This is a genomic window from Paenibacillus sp. Paensp38, assembly GCF_059491915.1.
In genome coordinates this window covers 3,171,352-3,188,420 of the sequence record NZ_CP168516.1, presented here as the reverse complement: position 1 = coordinate 3,188,420, position 17,069 = coordinate 3,171,352, and the positions used below count along the sequence as shown (strand labels likewise).

General features: G+C 43.4%; 17 protein-coding genes. 15 read left to right on the top strand and 2 right to left on the bottom strand.

Annotated features, from left to right (window positions below; translation table 11 throughout):
• Window positions 1-47: 47 nt before the first annotated feature.
• The 8 genes from ACEN8J_RS13845 to ACEN8J_RS13810 all read left to right on the top strand — a co-directional run bounded on the left by ACEN8J_RS13845 (window position 48) and on the right by ACEN8J_RS13810 (window position 8,482).
• Entirely contained in the window at window positions 48-434 is a 387-nt protein-coding gene (locus ACEN8J_RS13845; RefSeq protein WP_165145314.1) for a tautomerase family protein, read from the top strand.
• Complete coding sequence (locus tag ACEN8J_RS13840; protein WP_069012182.1) at window positions 431-766, top strand: carboxymuconolactone decarboxylase family protein; 336 nt, start codon at window positions 431-433, stop codon at window positions 764-766. The genes ACEN8J_RS13845 and ACEN8J_RS13840 overlap by 4 nt, the downstream gene beginning before the upstream one ends.
• Before the next feature lie 245 nt (window positions 767-1,011).
• A complete protein-coding gene (licT, locus tag ACEN8J_RS13835) occupies window positions 1,012-1,869 on the top strand; it encodes a BglG family transcription antiterminator LicT (protein WP_307349353.1) in 858 nt (285 codons plus the stop codon).
• A gap of 184 nt (window positions 1,870-2,053) precedes the next feature.
• Window positions 2,054-3,934 (top strand): beta-glucoside-specific PTS transporter subunit IIABC, encoded by a 1,881-nt coding sequence (locus ACEN8J_RS13830; protein WP_449291690.1) that lies wholly within the window; start codon window positions 2,054-2,056, stop codon window positions 3,932-3,934.
• Window positions 3,935-4,010: 76 nt separating this feature from the next.
• Entirely contained in the window at window positions 4,011-5,420 is a 1,410-nt protein-coding gene (locus ACEN8J_RS13825; protein WP_495593584.1) for a glycoside hydrolase family 1 protein, read from the top strand.
• Window positions 5,421-5,555: 135 nt separating this feature from the next.
• Window positions 5,556-6,458, top strand: a complete 903-nt coding sequence (locus ACEN8J_RS13820) for a LysR family transcriptional regulator (RefSeq protein ID WP_029516653.1) — start codon at window positions 5,556-5,558, stop codon at window positions 6,456-6,458.
• 123 nt (window positions 6,459-6,581) lie between these two features.
• Window positions 6,582-7,721, top strand: coding sequence for a 5-methyltetrahydropteroyltriglutamate--homocysteine S-methyltransferase (locus ACEN8J_RS13815; protein WP_029516654.1), 1,140 nt, complete (start codon window positions 6,582-6,584; stop codon window positions 7,719-7,721).
• 263 nt (window positions 7,722-7,984) lie between these two features.
• On the top strand, window positions 7,985-8,482 hold the full coding sequence (locus ACEN8J_RS13810; RefSeq protein ID WP_495594547.1) for a DUF1036 domain-containing protein: 498 nt from the start codon (window positions 7,985-7,987) through the stop codon (window positions 8,480-8,482).
• 232 nt (window positions 8,483-8,714) lie between these two features.
• Here the strand turns inward: ACEN8J_RS13810 and ACEN8J_RS13805 are convergent, their stop codons facing one another.
• Entirely contained in the window at window positions 8,715-9,053 is a 339-nt protein-coding gene (locus ACEN8J_RS13805) for a helix-turn-helix domain-containing protein (protein WP_449291692.1), read from the bottom strand.
• 716 nt (window positions 9,054-9,769) lie between these two features.
• Here ACEN8J_RS13805 and ACEN8J_RS13800 point away from each other — a divergent pair.
• Window positions 9,770-9,868, top strand: coding sequence for a hypothetical protein (locus ACEN8J_RS13800; protein WP_014599622.1), 99 nt, complete (start codon window positions 9,770-9,772; stop codon window positions 9,866-9,868).
• A gap of 219 nt (window positions 9,869-10,087) precedes the next feature.
• Window positions 10,088-10,537, top strand: a complete 450-nt coding sequence (locus tag ACEN8J_RS13795) for a DUF6386 family protein (protein ID WP_029516657.1) — start codon at window positions 10,088-10,090, stop codon at window positions 10,535-10,537.
• Between the two features lie 138 nt (window positions 10,538-10,675).
• Here ACEN8J_RS13795 and ACEN8J_RS13790 read toward each other — a convergent pair whose 3' ends face one another.
• A complete protein-coding gene (locus ACEN8J_RS13790) occupies window positions 10,676-11,806 on the bottom strand; it encodes a phosphodiester glycosidase family protein (protein ID WP_318626750.1) in 1,131 nt (376 codons plus the stop codon).
• Window positions 11,807-11,939: 133 nt separating this feature from the next.
• Between ACEN8J_RS13790 and ACEN8J_RS13785 the strand changes: the two genes are divergently transcribed.
• The 5 genes from ACEN8J_RS13785 to ACEN8J_RS13765 all read left to right on the top strand — a co-directional run bounded on the left by ACEN8J_RS13785 (window position 11,940) and on the right by ACEN8J_RS13765 (window position 17,043).
• Entirely contained in the window at window positions 11,940-12,413 is a 474-nt protein-coding gene (locus ACEN8J_RS13785) for a DUF7716 domain-containing protein (RefSeq protein ID WP_029516659.1), read from the top strand.
• A 50-nt stretch (window positions 12,414-12,463) separates the two neighbouring features.
• Window positions 12,464-13,777 (top strand): WD40 repeat domain-containing protein, encoded by a 1,314-nt coding sequence (locus tag ACEN8J_RS13780; RefSeq protein ID WP_029516660.1) that lies wholly within the window; start codon window positions 12,464-12,466, stop codon window positions 13,775-13,777.
• A 154-nt stretch (window positions 13,778-13,931) separates the two neighbouring features.
• Window positions 13,932-14,555 (top strand): SMI1/KNR4 family protein, encoded by a 624-nt coding sequence (locus ACEN8J_RS13775; RefSeq protein WP_069012174.1) that lies wholly within the window; start codon window positions 13,932-13,934, stop codon window positions 14,553-14,555.
• 180 nt (window positions 14,556-14,735) lie between these two features.
• Window positions 14,736-16,616 (top strand): molecular chaperone HtpG, encoded by a 1,881-nt coding sequence (htpG, locus tag ACEN8J_RS13770; protein WP_069012173.1) that lies wholly within the window; start codon window positions 14,736-14,738, stop codon window positions 16,614-16,616.
• 157 nt (window positions 16,617-16,773) lie between these two features.
• Window positions 16,774-17,043, top strand: coding sequence for a bacteriocin immunity protein (locus ACEN8J_RS13765; RefSeq protein WP_069012172.1), 270 nt, complete (start codon window positions 16,774-16,776; stop codon window positions 17,041-17,043).
• Window positions 17,044-17,069 lie beyond the last annotated feature (26 nt).

Below are 17,069 nucleotides of genomic sequence, written 5' to 3'. Positions count from 1 at the left end.
GGTAGAGGAGTACAATCATCTTATCCCAACGGATAGGAGAGATGAACATGCCATTTGTACGAGTTGGCTACATGGAGCAACAATACACAGAGCAAGAGCTGCCTGACATTAGCCGCTGTATCATGAATGCTTTGATCGAACATTTTCAGGTCCCGCCCAAGGATTACTTTCAGGTTTTTCATGCTCATAAGCAAAGCGAGTTTTATTATAGTCCCGATTATTTGAATGTATCCAGAACAGACAAGCTGCTGTACATCCAAATTACGATGGGATCGGGTAGAACTACGGAACAAAAAAAGGATTTTTACCAAAGATTAGCCGAACTCATCTCTATTGAATGTAAAGTCCGACCGGAGGATGTTTTTGTGACACTGGTAGAGACTGAATTAGAGGATTGGTCCTTTGGCAATGGACTTGCCCAGATGATTGTATGAAGCATAAATTAATCAAATCGAGTGTTCGGGAAACGATAGGTGATTTTGCACCCGCTTTTGTAACCTATACGGAGGATGTTCTTTTTGGAGATGTATGGAGAAGAAGTGAGTTGTCTCTTAGGGAACGGAGTTTTATTACAGTTGCCGCTCTGGTGGCGGGTGAGCATGTGAATCAACTTCCTTATCATCTGAACCTGGCCAAGGAAAACGGGATTTCGGAGGAAGAACTGGTTGAAGTCATTACACAGCTTGCCTTTTATGTAGGATGGCCCCGGGCAGCCTCAGCCATTCAGGTTGCCAAAGAGGTGTTTTGCAAAGAGCAAGAAAGTTAAGCATGAACCTAAAAAACTGCTAAGCACAAAGGATTCCGAGTGTTTGGCGGTTTTTTGGCATGATTGTATTGTTATTCTGCATTGAAAGCGGTATAGTAAGAGTAATTGAATGAGGGGTGAAGTGCCCTTCGGGATTGTTACTGGTGAGCAGGCGATACCCAAATAATGACTAATTGATTTAGTCGTTATTTGGTTTTTTTTGTTATTACAAACTTTGTCATTACATCAATGAGGTGAGCAGATAAATGATCATCCGGCAAATTTTTAACAACAATGTTATCCGAGTCGAAAATCAGGTGGGTCATGAATTTGTTGTCATAGGGAATGGTCTAGGCTTTAAAAAGAAAAATGGCCAGAGGGTCGATGAAGACAAAATAGAAAAAACCTTTGTATTAAAGTCCGATAAAATTCCACAAAAATTAATAGATCTTATTGGGGAAACATCTGTAGAGTATTTAAAGGTGGCGGATGAAATTGTAGGCAGCGCAAAAAAGGAAATGGGAGATATTTTTAGTGACAATATCTATATTTCTCTGATTGACCATATTCAATTTGCCATCTCTCGATACAGAAAATCCGTAGGACTTAAAAATTCACTGTTATGGCAAATTAAAAAGTTTTACAAAAAAGAATTTATGATCGGCATGAATGCATTGGACATCATCCATGCTCAATTTGGCATCCAAATGGATGAGCATGAAGCAAGCTTTATTGCTATGCATTTTGTAAATGCAAGACAAGACGGTCAGGGAATGAAACAAACGGTTGAGATTACCGAGATTATTGATGACATATTCAACATTGTAACCGATTACTACGAGATTACACTGGATGAAACTTCGTTCAATTATTCCCGGTTTATTACTCATTTGCAGTACTTTGCCCAACGATTGCTGAGCAATGAACAAGAACAACTAGCTTCAGGGGATAATTTCTTGTATGACCAAGTCAAAGATAAATACGAGAGGGCTTTTCAATGCACCCAATTAATCAATCAATATTTGGAGTTAAAGCATGAAAGTGCTATGTCAATTGACGAAAAAGTGTATTTGACGATTCATATACAGCGTGTAACCTCCAGAAATGATATAGCTAGTTCTTAGAAAAAAAAGCTTGCAAACGATTTCTAAGTGATTTATAGTAGGCTCACAACTTAAATATAAGGATTGTTACTGGTTAAGCAGGCGATACCTAAATGAATGGCAGTGATCATTTTCTTTGATCATACAGGCCTTTCGTTTAGGTATTTTTTTGTTTTCAGGCAATCTGCCCAAGAGGAGAATGAACATGGACCATAAGAAAATGGGCGAAGACATCGTACGTCTCGTTGGAGGAGAAGAAAATATTAATGGGCTTGTCCATTGTGCTACACGACTCCGATTTGACCTGAAGGATTCACGAAAAGCCGAAAGAGAAGCGCTTGAGAAGCACGAGGGAATCATTACAGTTGTTGAAAGCGGAGGACAATTCCAAGTTGTTATTGGCAGCCATGTTGCCTATGTATATGCAGAGATCATGAAAAGCAGGGATTTTGGATCGAACTCCCCTGCGGCCAGTGAATCCAGTGGAAAAAAAACATCGGTCATAACTACAATCTTTGAAGTCATTTCCGGTAGTTTCTCCCCATTGATTCCAGCGATGGCGGGCTCGGGAATGATAAAAGCACTCCTAACGGTTTTGACCTTACTGGGATGGATGTCTGCAACAAGTGATACCTATCTGATCCTGTCTGCTGCTGGGAATGCTGTATTTTACTTTTTGCCGATTTTACTAGGGATTACGCTCGGTATAAAGCTGAAGGCGAATCCTTATGTAGCTGGTGTGATCGGTGCGGCTCTCATGGAACCCAACTTTACGGGGCTGATGGACAAGGGCTCTGATGTATCGTTTTTAGGAATACCGGTGGTCATGATGAACTACTCCGCCAGTGTTTTCCCGATTTTTATATCCATTAGCATCTATGCGTTGGTAGATAAGTTTTTGAAGAAGATCATTCTTAAGGATTTACAATTGTTTTTAGTTCCGATGTTGGCTTTAATGATTATGGTTCCGCTATCTGCGATGGCTTTCGGACCTTTCGGTACAGGGGTAGGAGATTGGATTTCTTCAGGTGTGACATGGTTAATCGGTGTAAGTGGCATTTTGTCAGGGATTGTTCTTGGCGGTTTTATGACCTTTATGGTCGTCTTCGGACTTCACTGGGGTTTTACACCCATCACGATTCAAAATATCGGTGTTGGCGGGGATCCGATTGAGGCGATGGCTGCAGCAGCAGTATTTGCTCAAATTGGGGTAGCATTTGGTATCTTCCTAAAGGCGAGAAAAGATAAAACACTTAGGACTCTTGCCGGTTCTACGAGTATTACAGGATTGCTGGCGGGTGTGACAGAGCCGATTGTGTATGGTCTGGTGCTTCGCTATAAACGTGTCATTCCGATTGTCATTATCGCAGGGGCTATAGGCGGTGCCATCAATGGACATTTTGGGGTAAAAATGACGGCTTATGTTTTTCACAACATTTTTGCGATTCCAGTGTATACGCCAACCTTGGTTTACGTGATTGCCATTGCCTGCTCATTCGCGGCAGCAACCGTACTAACCCTTATTTTTGGGTATGAAAGCAAGGTGAAGGAGGAGACCCCAGAAACAGTTGAATCCGTGAAAACAGCAGAACCAGAACCTGTTATTACAGCAACCAAGGCCATTGATATCAAGAAAGAAACGATATACAGCCCGATCACAGGTAAGACTACACCACTGAGCCAAGTGAATGATTCTGCATTTTCTACAGGGGCCATGGGAAAAGGATTAGCTATTGAACCGTCTGTCGGTGAGGTTGTAGCCCCAATAGATGGAGTCGTAACCTCGCTGTTCCCCACAGGACATGCCATAGGATTGACTTCCAGTGCAGGTACAGAGATATTAATTCATATCGGAATTAACACCGTTGCGCTGAAAGGGAAGCATTTTAATCCAGTGATTAAAGAGGGCGACAGCGTGAAACAGGGCGATTTGTTAATCCAATTTGACAGGGAGCAGATTATTGAAGCAGGATACGAAATCGTAACGCCTGTCATCGTCACACTCACGAAGCATAAAGTGGACGTATTTGAGACAAATCAGGAGCAGATTCAAAAGAATGAAGTATTGTTAACTTTGGTTGTGTAATACTGGCAAGCATCATCATCACATACATGAATTGCGAACATCAGAAGGATATAACTATAACTGGAGGGACTATATCATGAAACATAATCAATTGAAGGCATTTCCTGAAAATTTTTTCTGGGGAGGTTCCACTTCCGCTTATCAAGTAGAGGGTGCATGGGACGAAGATGGAAAAGGACCCTCTGTCATTGACATGGCTAATCACGTCGAAGGAGTCACTGATTTTAAGGTAACCAGTGATCATTACCATATGTTCAAAGAAGACGTAGCTCTGATGGCTGAAATGGGATTTAAAGCATATCGTTTCTCGATTGCTTGGACACGTATTTATCCCCTGGGCGCAGGTGAAGTGAATCAGAAGGGAATCGCGTTTTACAGCTCATTAATTGACGAACTAATTAAATACGGGATTGAACCGATTGTTACTATGTATCATTTTGATCTGCCTTATGCTCTTGAACAACAAGGCGGTTGGTCGAAGAGGGAGACGATTGATGCCTTCGAGCAGTATGCCAAAACATTGTTCGAAAACTTTGGGGACAGGGTTAAATACTGGCTAACCATTAATGAGCAGAACATGCTGATTCTCCATCCCGGTTCTATTGGCACATTGGATACAAGCCTGGAAAATCCGCAAAAGGTACTGTACCAACAAAATCATCATATGTTAGTCGCACAGGCGAAGGCGATGGTATTGTGCCACGAGATGCTGCCTGACGCGAAAATTGGACCAGCACCGAATATTGGGGTTATCTATCCAGCCAGTTCCAAGCCTGAAGATACGCTGGCGGCGGACAACTATGCAGCCATTCGCAACTGGCTCTATCTGGATATGGCTGTGTTTGGCCGATACAACCATATTGCCTGGAGCTATTTGGTCGAGAAAGGCTATGAGCCTGTCATTGAAGAAGGGGATATGGATATATTAGCGAAGGGGAACCCGGACTTTATCGCATTTAATTATTATACCTCTCAAACCGTAGGAGAAAGTTTAGATGACGGGAATGATTTTTCACATACAGGAGATCAGCATGAAATTGTGGGTGAACCCGGAGCATATCGAGGTTCCGTCAACCCCAACCTGCAAACGACGGAGTTTGGTTGGGAGATTGATCCGGTCGGTTTTAGATCCACGTTACGCCAAATTTATTCTCGCTACCACTTGCCTTTGATTGTGACAGAGAATGGCTTGGGCGCTTTTGACAAGCTTGAAGAAGGGGATGTAGTGAATGATCCTTACCGCATTGACTTTTTCAACAAACATATCGAGCAGATTCAACTGGCTATTACAGATGGTGTAGAAGTGTTCGGCTTCTGTCCGTGGTCTGCAATTGATCTGGTGAGTACCCATCAAGGCTCCAGCAAGCGTTACGGGTTTATTTATGTGGATCGTGAGGAGTTTGATCTCAAGGATCTGCGTCGTATTCGTAAACAAAGCTTTTATTGGTATCAAAAGCTGATCTCCACAAACGGTGAAATTCGTTAATTAAAGCCGCCGTGAAAAAGCACCTCCTTGAAATGGATGTTACCATTTTGAGGGGGTATTTTTTAATTCCCTTTTTCAGGAGCATGGGCATGTATTATATAATAGAAGAAACACAAACGGAAAGGACATCATGCATTGACCCTACAACAATTAAAATATGTCATTGAGGTTGCCAATCGCGGTTCCATGAATGAGGCGGCAAAGCGGTTGTTCATTTCCCAGCCCAGTCTGTCGAACGCGATTCGTGATCTGGAGGAAGAAATTCATATCACCATTTTTGAGCGTACCAATAAGGGGATTTCTTTGTCCAAGGAAGGCGTGGAATTCCTCGGTTATGCACGTCAGGTCGTTGAGCAGGCGGAGCTGCTGGAAAGTCGCTATCTGGATGCCAAGCCTACACCACAGCATTTTGCTGTGTCCACGCAGCATTACGCTTTTGCCGTAAATGCATTTGTGAATCTGGTGAATCAATATGGTCAAGAAGAGTATGAATTGGCTTTGCGAGAGACCAAAACCCATGAAATCATACAGGATGTCAAAAGCCTGCGCAGTGAGATCGGAATCCTGTATCTGAACGAATTTAACGCCAAGGTCATTAACAAGCTGCTAAAAGATGCGAATCTACAATTCAACAGCCTGTTTACGGCCAAGCCACATATTTTTATCAGTGCCAATAATCCGCTATCCCAACAGTCCATCGTGACCATTGACCAGCTTTATCCGTATCCGTATTTGTCCTTTGAGCAAGGGGAGTACAATTCCTTTCACTTTTCCGAGGAGATTCTCAGTACGTTATCGCATCCCAAAAGCATTCGCGTCCATGACCGGGCGACCCTTTTTAATCTGCTCATTGGGTTGAACGGCTATACCATTTCTACCGGAGTGATCAGTGCCGATCTGAACGGTAACGACATTATTTCCGTCCCTCTGGAATGTGATGAGTCTATTAATGTGGGATGGATTTGCCATAAAAATGCTGCGCTCTCCAAGCTGGCCACTGTCTATGTAGAAGCGCTGCATGAGGCGATAGGGGAATAAAAAGTTGGGTATAGCCCTAGGCTATAACTAGCTATAGTTTATTGGAGTTACCTTATAACTGAAAATGTATGTTATCTTTCTTACAAGAACTTCACTATAGAAGCGAAAAAGGAGATAACCCTAATGAGCAGCATCCTTGATAATGCATCCCAACGTAAAGTGACCCCTTTTAGACATGATATGGTCGGCAGCTTTTTGCGCCCGCAAGCGATTAAAGACGCCAGAATTCAATTTCAAAATAATGAAATCTCTGCGGACGAGCTGAGAAAGATTGAAGATAACGAAATTATCAAGCTAGTGGAAAAGCAAAAATCCGTAGGACTTCAAGCCGTGACGGACGGTGAATTCAGACGCTCCTGGTGGCATCTTGATTTTATGTGGGGTCTGGACGGTGTGGAAAAGGTACAGCTTTTGAACGGCTACCAATTCCAAGGTGTGGAAACAAGAGCGGAAACTGCACGCTTGTCCGGTAAAATCGGACATTCCCGTCATCCTTTCATTGAAGATTTCAAATTCCTGAAGCAAGTAGCAGGTGAGGATGCGATCGCACGCCAAACGATCCCGGCACCTGCACAGTTCCTGGCCGAGCTATTGCGCGGAGAGAATAAAGAAACAACCGATACGTATTACAGCAATCTGGATGAACTGGTGACGGATATCGCCAAAGCCTACAAATCCGTGATTCAAGCGTTGTACAATGAGGGTTGCCGCAGCTTGCAACTGGATGATTGCACATGGGGTATGCTCTGTGATAAAAACTATTGGGAAGCTAGACAGCATGCGGGTGAAAATGTGGAAGATACCAAAAAGCTGTTCGCCCGTGTGAATCAGGAAACGGTGAAGGATCTTCCAGCCGATTTGGTCGTTACGACCCATGTATGCCGTGGTAACTACCATTCCACCTGGGCATCTTCTGGCGGCTATGAGCCTGTAGCCGAAACCCTGTTCGGCATCGACAACATCGACGGCTACTATCTCGAATTCGATACCGACCGTGCAGGCGATTTCACACCGCTTAAGCATTTGAAAGATCAAAAGCAGGTCGTACTGGGTCTCGTTTCCTCCAAAACGGGTGAACTGGAAGACAAGCAGACGGTCATTAATCGCATTAAGGAAGCGACTCAATTCGTCGACATCAACCACATCTGCCTCAGCCCACAATGCGGCTTTGCTTCGACAGAAGAGGGCAATATTCTGACAGAAGAGCAGCAGTGGAAAAAGCTTGCTTTCATTAAAGAGATTGCGGACGAGATTTGGAAGTAAGGTTTGGTTTAGGATATTTAAAAGGTTCTATTAGTTAAAGATATTTTATTGAAAAACACGTCATATATGGACGTGTTTTTTGATCTTTACAAGATTAGGTGGGGGTTTTCTTTTGATTGAATTCTATAACATTAACAACATGGTCATATGGTTTCGCCAAACTGATGGCGGGAAACTCTAAAAAAGCATAATCTCTGAGTATCCTAAAAAAGGCTAAGACTCTTTTATGTTTGTCCACTTCCTATTTACAACTCTTGCATACAATGGATTGTAGAATGGTATTAAGAGGGAGTGACAAAAAAATGAGTCTTTATTTTCGAAACAGCACCAATTCTACCGTACAGGTAGCCATTTTCTATCACGCGAGTAGGTGTGGGTTTGTCTTTGTGGGACAAACTGGTATATTGTCTACCTGGTACCGTTTGGCGCCTGGTCAAACGAGGGAAGTTGTTACTGGCAACGTAGGGGATAGAACAATATATTATTACGCTGAGAGCGTATCAAGAAATCTTGTGTGGTCAGGTAGTTTCCCCATACATGTTCCTAATTATAACTTCAGTGGATGTTGGATCTGGAATATTAATGGTAATCTATGCAATAATTGCAGAAGAGTTGGTTTTAAAACACTTAACATCCAACGCGGTTTCGTGAACTTCACAGTCAACCTTATTACAAATAGTGCTCAAAGAAAAGCGAAGCTAAAAAATGTTCGTATGGTATTGCCCACAAAAAAGGGTAAAAAGAAAATTAAAATTGAATGACCGCAAGAAACTACCTAGAAGCCAATAATTTCATAATGGCGGGAAATCCTTTGCAATTTCGTATTCGATTCGGTTCGCGCTTTTATATAAGAAACTTGAAATTAAGATAATACTGGATATATATATGTTATTTTAATGTTCGATAGGGTATTGAACTTACGTAAAACAATAGTGCAATAGGAACTGCCTTGTTAACTAAAGGTGGCTCCTTTATTTTTGCTAAAAAATCCTTTTATTTTGTAATCTCCCGTATCACATTCCTCGCCAAGCGTACTTTCTCTGGACTCGATTTTTGGAGTATTTTTACGATTTCTTGTATATCAGTTTCATGTTTTGTAACCTTAATATCCTCATTTACATAAGCAAAAAGCTGAATCAAATTAACATCCAGTGCATTAGCAATTTTAGCTATATTTATTAAAGATACGTTTTTTTCTCCACGCTCAATCTGCTCTATGTATGAAAAATGGAATCCACCTTTTTCCCCAAGCGACTCCTGAGACAATCCTTTTTCTTTTCGCAAAGCACGTATTCTGGCACCCACTAATTTAAGAACTTCTTTATCTTCCATCGTCTACACCTCACTATTCTAAAAGTGTAGACAAGATATCCAAACGAAAACATTGAATAATGAATATAATAAATAATAATAATATCTATAAGTATTATTTTGGAGTATAATAAGACTAATATTGAAATTCTCTGGAGGAATAGATATGAAAGAAGCCCTTCTACCTGTATTCCAAGTCCCCCTCAACCGTCCAGACCCTCACAACACCTACATAATTCAATAACCGATTTCCACACTCTATCTCAATACCACATGAAACTAGCCCAAATCCTGTACAAGCACAATCAAGTCCAATGCTGCATTATCCTATGTGACTGGGCGTTAACTTCCATGTTAAAAGCTCTATATATGAAAGAAAACAACAGCCTTTTTCCTCCCGGATTCCTGTCTATGACTGACCTGCTGCACTTATTACATACCGAAACCACCCTGGATTAGATGTTGTCGTATTTATAGGTACCACTCAATTTCTTTCATCCCAGTTAGAAACCCCGCTCCTTCAAATGATGAGGCACAAGGATGTGAGCAGGCTGTTGCGCAGAACTAACGATATTCTCTGCCAGTTGTCATCCAGAGTCATTAGCGATCTATCTCAAACGTATCAGTCCATTTTTTGAGTAGCCCTTCTATGGCAATAAACTTGCCGATTCGCCCTGTCGTTATCCACTTTTCTACATACGATAAGAGTAAGCTTTAATGCAAGGAGGGATTCAGACATGGGTGAAGTAGGTTACGGTGGAGCATGGACATCCACAGGAGCGATTTTGGTATTGTTCATTTTGTTGGTAATTATTACTAAGTCTTTTCTGATCTAACAGCAGGTTAGCATCGCTTAAATCACAAATCGGCCTTCTTTCACGACATCGTGAGGGAGGGCTTTTTATGCAGAATGGGTGTTAGTCCAACATGTTGTCTGGCCCTGCAAGCATTGTTATACTTTACATACAGGGATAATTTCCCTCAAATCTATAGCAATACGGATAGCGGAAGACGTGGGAAAACGGAAATTCGCTGACTATTATCAGGAGGATTGTATGATGAACATGGCAATCAGTCCATTTCAATTTACGACAGACACGGCGACTCTTTGCCTATTTGATACGCAAGCTCTGAAGCATCGCTTGAACGATGAGCCGGATTGGTGGTCCATTGAAGAGGACGAGCTGGGCGAGTTGAACAAAGGAAATGTAGCTTTTTTGAATCTGGGAGCGGACGGAACGTATGAGGTTGTGATGACAGATCATATCGACAAGCCTGCTGTGCGGCTGTTTTTGAAGGTTCCCTCAGGCAACCTATTTATTGGAGCAGGGGAGGAAGCCACAAGTGGTGGGCTGGAGCCTGAGTGTGTATGGGGAGGGATGTTCCTTTCTTTGCAACCGGGACTTTATGAATGCATGGCAAGCAGAGAAGACAACCGTATTTACCTTTCTATAAAAAAAGGAAGCGAAGGCAGCAATAGCTTTACAGGTCTGATTCGATTGTAGATTGCAGGATCAATACGTGACGGTCATACATGCCGCCTGAACAGGTGGAAGCAGGAACAACCGAAGCCAGGGGAAATGGAAAAAGGCTATCCCCACAGCTTACAGATCCGTGAAGACAGCCCTTTATCATTCTATTGGCTATTGATACTTTACAATAATGGCATTGCTGATTTGGCGGCCGGGTGTGGTGAGGTAGGAGCCGTTGTAATACAGCCCGCTGGAAGCACCGCCATCCAGATTCATGGCCTGATAAGCGCCGGCCTGCTTCATCATTTGGGCGAGCTGCGGTATAGTCGCTCCGTTGGTGGTCAGGAGGATCAGCTTATGATCCCGACTCATTCCGAGTGCGCTGCGGGCGCCGCCGCCTGTTAATATTTTAGGGTCCTTGAAGCCTTCGGCTTTGACATTTAGGGAAACCTGACCGTTCGTAACCAGACGAGGTCCAGCTTGAAGAGCACCTTCGACGCTGCCTTGACTTAAGCGTTGTTCAAAGGCAGAACCTGACACCAGCTCGGATAAATGGTTAGCATCGTAGGTGAAGACCGTCCGTTGGTCGCCGGAGCTCTTTTTCAACATCTTTCCATGGCTGACCAGGTAGCCGTAAGGCGTTTTGTAGGAGCTTTTGGTATAGGCATCAAAGAATGTACCGTTTATGGCTACAACCGCTTGATTACGTTTGGCGAGACTGCTTAAGTCTTCCACTTTACCAATGGTATCGCCTGCTAGAGCCACGTCTAGGCTTACCTTGGGATGGAGCATAGAGACGGTGACCACCTTAGCGGAAAAGGTACGAGACCCGACCTTGAAGCTTTTATGAGCCGTTGTAATGGGGGGAGTATTTCCGGGTAGCTTACCAGTAAGTATCGGAAGCGTGACGGACGTTGTACCCTGCTTAATGCTTACAGCTGAGGTTTCCTTTTGCCATGAGACTTGCAGGTTTAGATATTGGCTGATGAACTGCAAGGGTACATAGGTCGAACCATTATCGGTAAAAGGAGCATTTTGCAAACGGACCGTCTGATCATTCACTTTGGCGGTAGATTGTCCGGTGAATAATGTGATCCGGGTATTGCCTTGCGCGATTTCTATTTTTTTGTCCGCGGCAGTCATGTTGAGTGTGATCCCTTCATAGCTGTTCAGGAGACGGAGCGGGATGAAGGAGTGGTTACTTTGATCCACATAGACCAGCATAGGTGCTGGGGCAGCAGCGTAGATCGGGGTTACAAGTAATAGCAAGGACAGGATAACAAGTGCGGTGATTCTTTTCATGAATAGATCAATCTCCTTATGTAGTCTTGACACTTTACGAGGTGCTTGTAGTTATATCGGATTTTGTGAGTTGTAAATGTATGTTATACGAATGTTGAGTGTTTAACTGATATAGGAAGCGGGGTGGCTGGGGATGAGCAGGTATGAGACGAGACTTGAGGATTACCGTCGCAGAGAGCGCCCGTCTTATCGTGTGTTTGAAGGATTGCAGGAATTGGTGCATAGCGTGGGGCAACTGCATAATAACTGGTTATATGTGAATGTAGATCAATGGGATCAGGACCCTGTTCACACACCGATTTATTATTGGGATGAGCATTGGCTAGAGGAATGTGCAGAGGAGGGTACAGCCGTAACCAACGAACATGACGAGTCTATTCCCAAGTGGGTGCCAGATCGTCAGGTTCAAACCTGGTTTGAGTTGGCGACCTTCGAAAGTATTGTGGAAGTCCTTAAGGCTGCTGGACAGCCAGTGACGCTTCAGATGGTGATTATAGCGGTAAAATACTATGACAAGCACGATGCCTATCTGGACTATGAAGAGGTGAAGGCAGTGACAGACCTGTGGTCTGTGCTGACAAAGGTGAGAAACCACCTAGCAGAATGAACAAGCCTGTAGATCAAACGGGGCATACATACACTGGATGGGGGAAGCGAATGAGTTGGTTGGATCATGAAATGGCAGCAAAGTGGCGACAGGAAGGAAAAAGGTATGCTGCAGATGTGAATGAATTTGTCAGAATCGGTATGGAAAGCCAGTGGCAGCAGGAGCAGCCAGAGCCAAAGCAAGACGAACGCTCCAAACTGGCTGAAGATATTTTTCGTATGATTCAGGACGCAAATCAGGCAGAGGAAACAGAGCAGTTACGTCGGGAAATTCCGGCTGCATCCTGGCCGCTTACAGCAGCGTTTGAGGAGGCTTTGCAAGCCGTTAGGCCGATAGCTTTTATGAATGGAGGCAATGAAGTCATTCTACATGCGGGCAATCCTCGGGAATGTGGAATGATCTATGTGGCGGGAAAAGATAGAATCTTGCAAATCCCCGGACTGCATCGAGTAGGCTGTTCGCCAGACGGGACTTATTTTGCGTTGGTGGATGGACAGGGGATTCGTATTGTTCGTCAACCGGACTTAAATCTGCAAGGAGAAGAGACAGCACATTTTCAGTGGAAGGATATACAAGGACGCTTAAAAGCATCCATTCCTGATTTGGAGTGCTTGGGAGATGAAGAGCATCCAGAGGATATATTAGATGAAGTGATTCCGTTTGGCGATGGACAGCGAGTTCTGCTGGTATGCGGTTACGGCGTTTATTTGTTGGCTGGTGATCAGGTGGATTTGATCCATCCCAAGACGTCTGAACGAAGAGAACTAGAGCTGGAAGACACGATTGTGGATATGGCCCATGGAGCTGTGTCGAGGGATGGACGCTGGATCGCTTACGGTAGCCAGATGAGTGAGCATATGCTTATGGATCTGTCCGATAAGACGGTGCATACATTGGAGCCAAATTCTAGTTATCCGCATTATGCTGTATTTTCCAAAGATGATTTGAATGTCTGGTACAATGCCTGTCATTTCTACAACGGCGCCACCATTCAAGTGTCGATTGCTGAGGTGGATCAGGGTCTTGCTCAGAATAAGGAAGAGTGGCCGATGATAAATGAAGAAATGCGAGTATACGCTGCAACAGCACTGACGCAAGGATCTATTTTGGGTGATGCCTACGGTTATCTCCGTCTGATTGACAGGGAGGGGCGTGAACTTTGGCGCTATTTTGTCGGCAGTACGATATCCGGGCTGGCAGTTACACCCGATGAAGGCATGTTGGCGGTTGGAACGTATGGTGGTATGCTTCATTTGATTGATTTGCAGAGCAGCACGAAGGACGAATATAGCATTGGCACCGCTCTAATTCACGAGACAGAACGTTGGATGATCTGGCGTAACTATGAGCCGTTGCGCTGGTAATACTAATATTCCGCAAATGGTGATAAAAGCAAGTTCTGATAAGCTGAACTTAAAAGTGCAGTAACACATGAATACAATGCTATTTTCATATAGAGAGCATTTGGCATAAACCCATGATGCAAAATGCGAATAGAGAGGAAAGAGGTGTGAGGACATGGACAAGAAAGCGGATATTCGTACATCTATGAAGGAACTATTTGCACAGATGGATGAAGCCTTTTTTATGGATGTGGAAGAAAATGTACCGATTGAAATGCGTGATGGGAATGTCGACGAGGAGGGATGGATCAAGTGGAAGCCTCTCCCTTCACAGATTACTGAACAGGAAATTCGGGAGATGGAGGAAAAATACCATTTTGAGCTGCCGCCCCTGCTAAGGAGTTTTATCATGTCCTACCATTATGTATCTTTACAATTCGATAATGAATCCATTCCGGGAGTATACTGGAGCGATTGTACGTTTGTTGAGTTCCCGCGTCTGCCTGTAGGTCAAGGCTTAAAGGCATTTTATGATTTGATCGATCAATGGTCACCTCTGCTGTCAGCAGGCTACATTCCTTTTGCAATAGCAGAGGACGACCAAGGTCCCGTTTGTTTAAATGTAGGTAGCAGACATAAGGACGGCGATTATCCTATTGTTTGGTTCTTTCATGAGGACCTACAGCATTTGGATGAGGATGAGCTGCGGATCAGGAGTAATCTGCTTCCCCATGTACAAGGGCTGTTTCCCTCCTCTGTCGAAATGTTTAACGTGATGTTTAAACACATTAGACACTAGCGATTTCCTAAAATGTAATTTTACTGCTCAGCCAACCGAGATATTGACATAAAAAATGAGGAATGTTATAAAAAAGGTAGGCTAGCACTCGAAAGATGGGAGTGCTAACAAAGTAGAATCGTTTGCATAGCTCATATCTGCTGGCCTTACATAGGTTTACATCTGAAAGGAGATATCCGAATGGAGAAAAAACAGTTTCAGGCTGAGTCCAAGCGTCTGCTCGAAATGATGATTAACTCGATTTACACGCAAAAGGAAATTTTTCTAAGAGAGCTGATCTCCAATGCAAGTGATGCGATTGACAAAATTTATTATAAAGCATTGACGGATGATCAACTGGTCTTTGACAAAGAAAATTATTATATCAAAGTAACTGCCAATAAGGATAATAGAACGCTAACCCTGCGTGATACCGGGATTGGTATGACTAAGGAAGAACTAGAAAATAACCTGGGTGTTATTGCTAAAAGCGGCTCACTGGCATTCAAAAATGAAAATGAATCCAAGGATGGTCATGACATCATCGGTCAATTCGGCGTCGGCTTCTATTCAGCTTTCATGGTAGCAGATGTGGTTACAGTGACTACCAAGGCTTTGGGAAGCGATACTGCATATAAATGGGAATCCACAGGTGCGGACGGGTATACCATTGAGGCAGCTGAGAAGGACGAGGTCGGAACCGAGATTGTTCTGAAAATCAAAGCAAACACCGAAGATGAGTCCTACGACGAATATTTGGACGAGTATCGTTTAAAAGCACTGATTAAAAAATACTCCGACTTTATCCGCTATCCGATTAAAATGGATATTACAGGCAAGCGGTTGAAAGAGGGAAGCGACAACGAGTTTGAGGATTACGAGGAAGAACAGCGTATCAACAGCATGGTTCCGATCTGGAGAAAAAACAAAAGCGAGCTGACCGACGAGGATTATCAAAATTTCTATGCGGAAAAACGCTATGGCTACGACAAGCCGCTCCAGCATATCCATGTCAGCGCGGACGGCGCGGTAGTGTACCAAGCTATTCTGTTTATTCCTGAGAATATCCCGTTTGATTTCTACTCCAAGGAATATGAAAAAGGGCTGGAGTTGTATGCCAACGGTGTGCTGATTATGGAAAAATCCCCTGATCTGCTGCCGGATTATTTTAGCTTTGTCAAAGGTATGGTTGACTCCGAAAGCTTGTCACTCAACATTTCCAGAGAAATGCTGCAGCATGACCGTCAGCTGAAGCTGATTGCCAAAAATATCGAAAGCAAAATCAAAGGCCAATTGCTGACCTTGCTCAAAAATGACCGGGAGAAATATGATCAATTCTACAAATCATTTGGCAGACAATTGAAATTTGGTGTCTACAACGATTACGGCAGACATAAAGAAACTCTGCAGGATCTGCTCATGTTCTACTCTTCTACAGAGAAAAAGCAGGTTACTTTGGACGAATACGTATCACGTATGCCAGAAGATCAAAAGTATATCTATTATGCTTCCGGCGAGTCCAACGAGCGTATTGAAAAACTGCCGCAAACCGAAATGGTGGCTGACAAAGGCTACGAAATTCTGTACTTCACTGATGATATTGATGAGTTCGCTATTAAAATGCTCTTAAGCTACAAAGAGAAAGAATTCAAATCTGTATCAAGCGGCGATCTGGGCATTGAGCCTGACGAAACTGAGAAAGAAACAGAAGCAGAACAAAACGACAACAAAGAGCTGTTCGAGTACATGAAGGGCTTGCTGGAAGGCAAGGTATCCAGTGTTAAAGCCTCTAAGCGCTTGAAGACACATCCGGTATGTCTGTCCGCAGACGGCGAGGTGACGATTGAGATGGAAAAAATCTTGAACGCCATGCCTAATAACGCTGATGTCAAAGCGAATAAAGTGCTGGAAATCAACATAAACCATGCCGTGTTCAATTCTTTGAAAGAAGCTTTTGCCGAGGATAAGGAGAAAGTAAACCTCTATACGGCATTACTGTATAATCAGGCTTTGCTGATCGAAGGCTTGCCACTGCAAGATCCAGTTGAATTCACGAACGATATTTGCAAAATCATGGTTTAACAAGCTTTATTACTATATAGAGCCGTTCCCGTACTGGGAGCGGCTTTATTTATCATAAACGTTTCCTAAAGCTTCATGATAGACCATATAGCGCTTACAGAAGAAGGGATGGGCCCACACATTGCCGATCATACTCAATACAAAGGAGGGCAATTATATGAGTCTGGATCAAGCCAACCAGGAACTCCAAAATTTAGACCGTTTAGAACGAAGTGAGCTTATAGAGTTAGTGGAAAAAATCATCAGAGATGAGGGAACAGAAGAGGAAATCGACAGTATGCTGACCATAGTGAAGCAAAATACGCCCCATCCGGGGATCAGTAATTTGATCTACTGGGATGATCGTGATTTGAGTGCGGCAGAGATCGTAGATGAGGCATTACGCTATCAGCCCATCATTTTACCACCCCATGAATCTTCTCCATAGGATGTGGAGGGGTGGTCTTTTGTTTA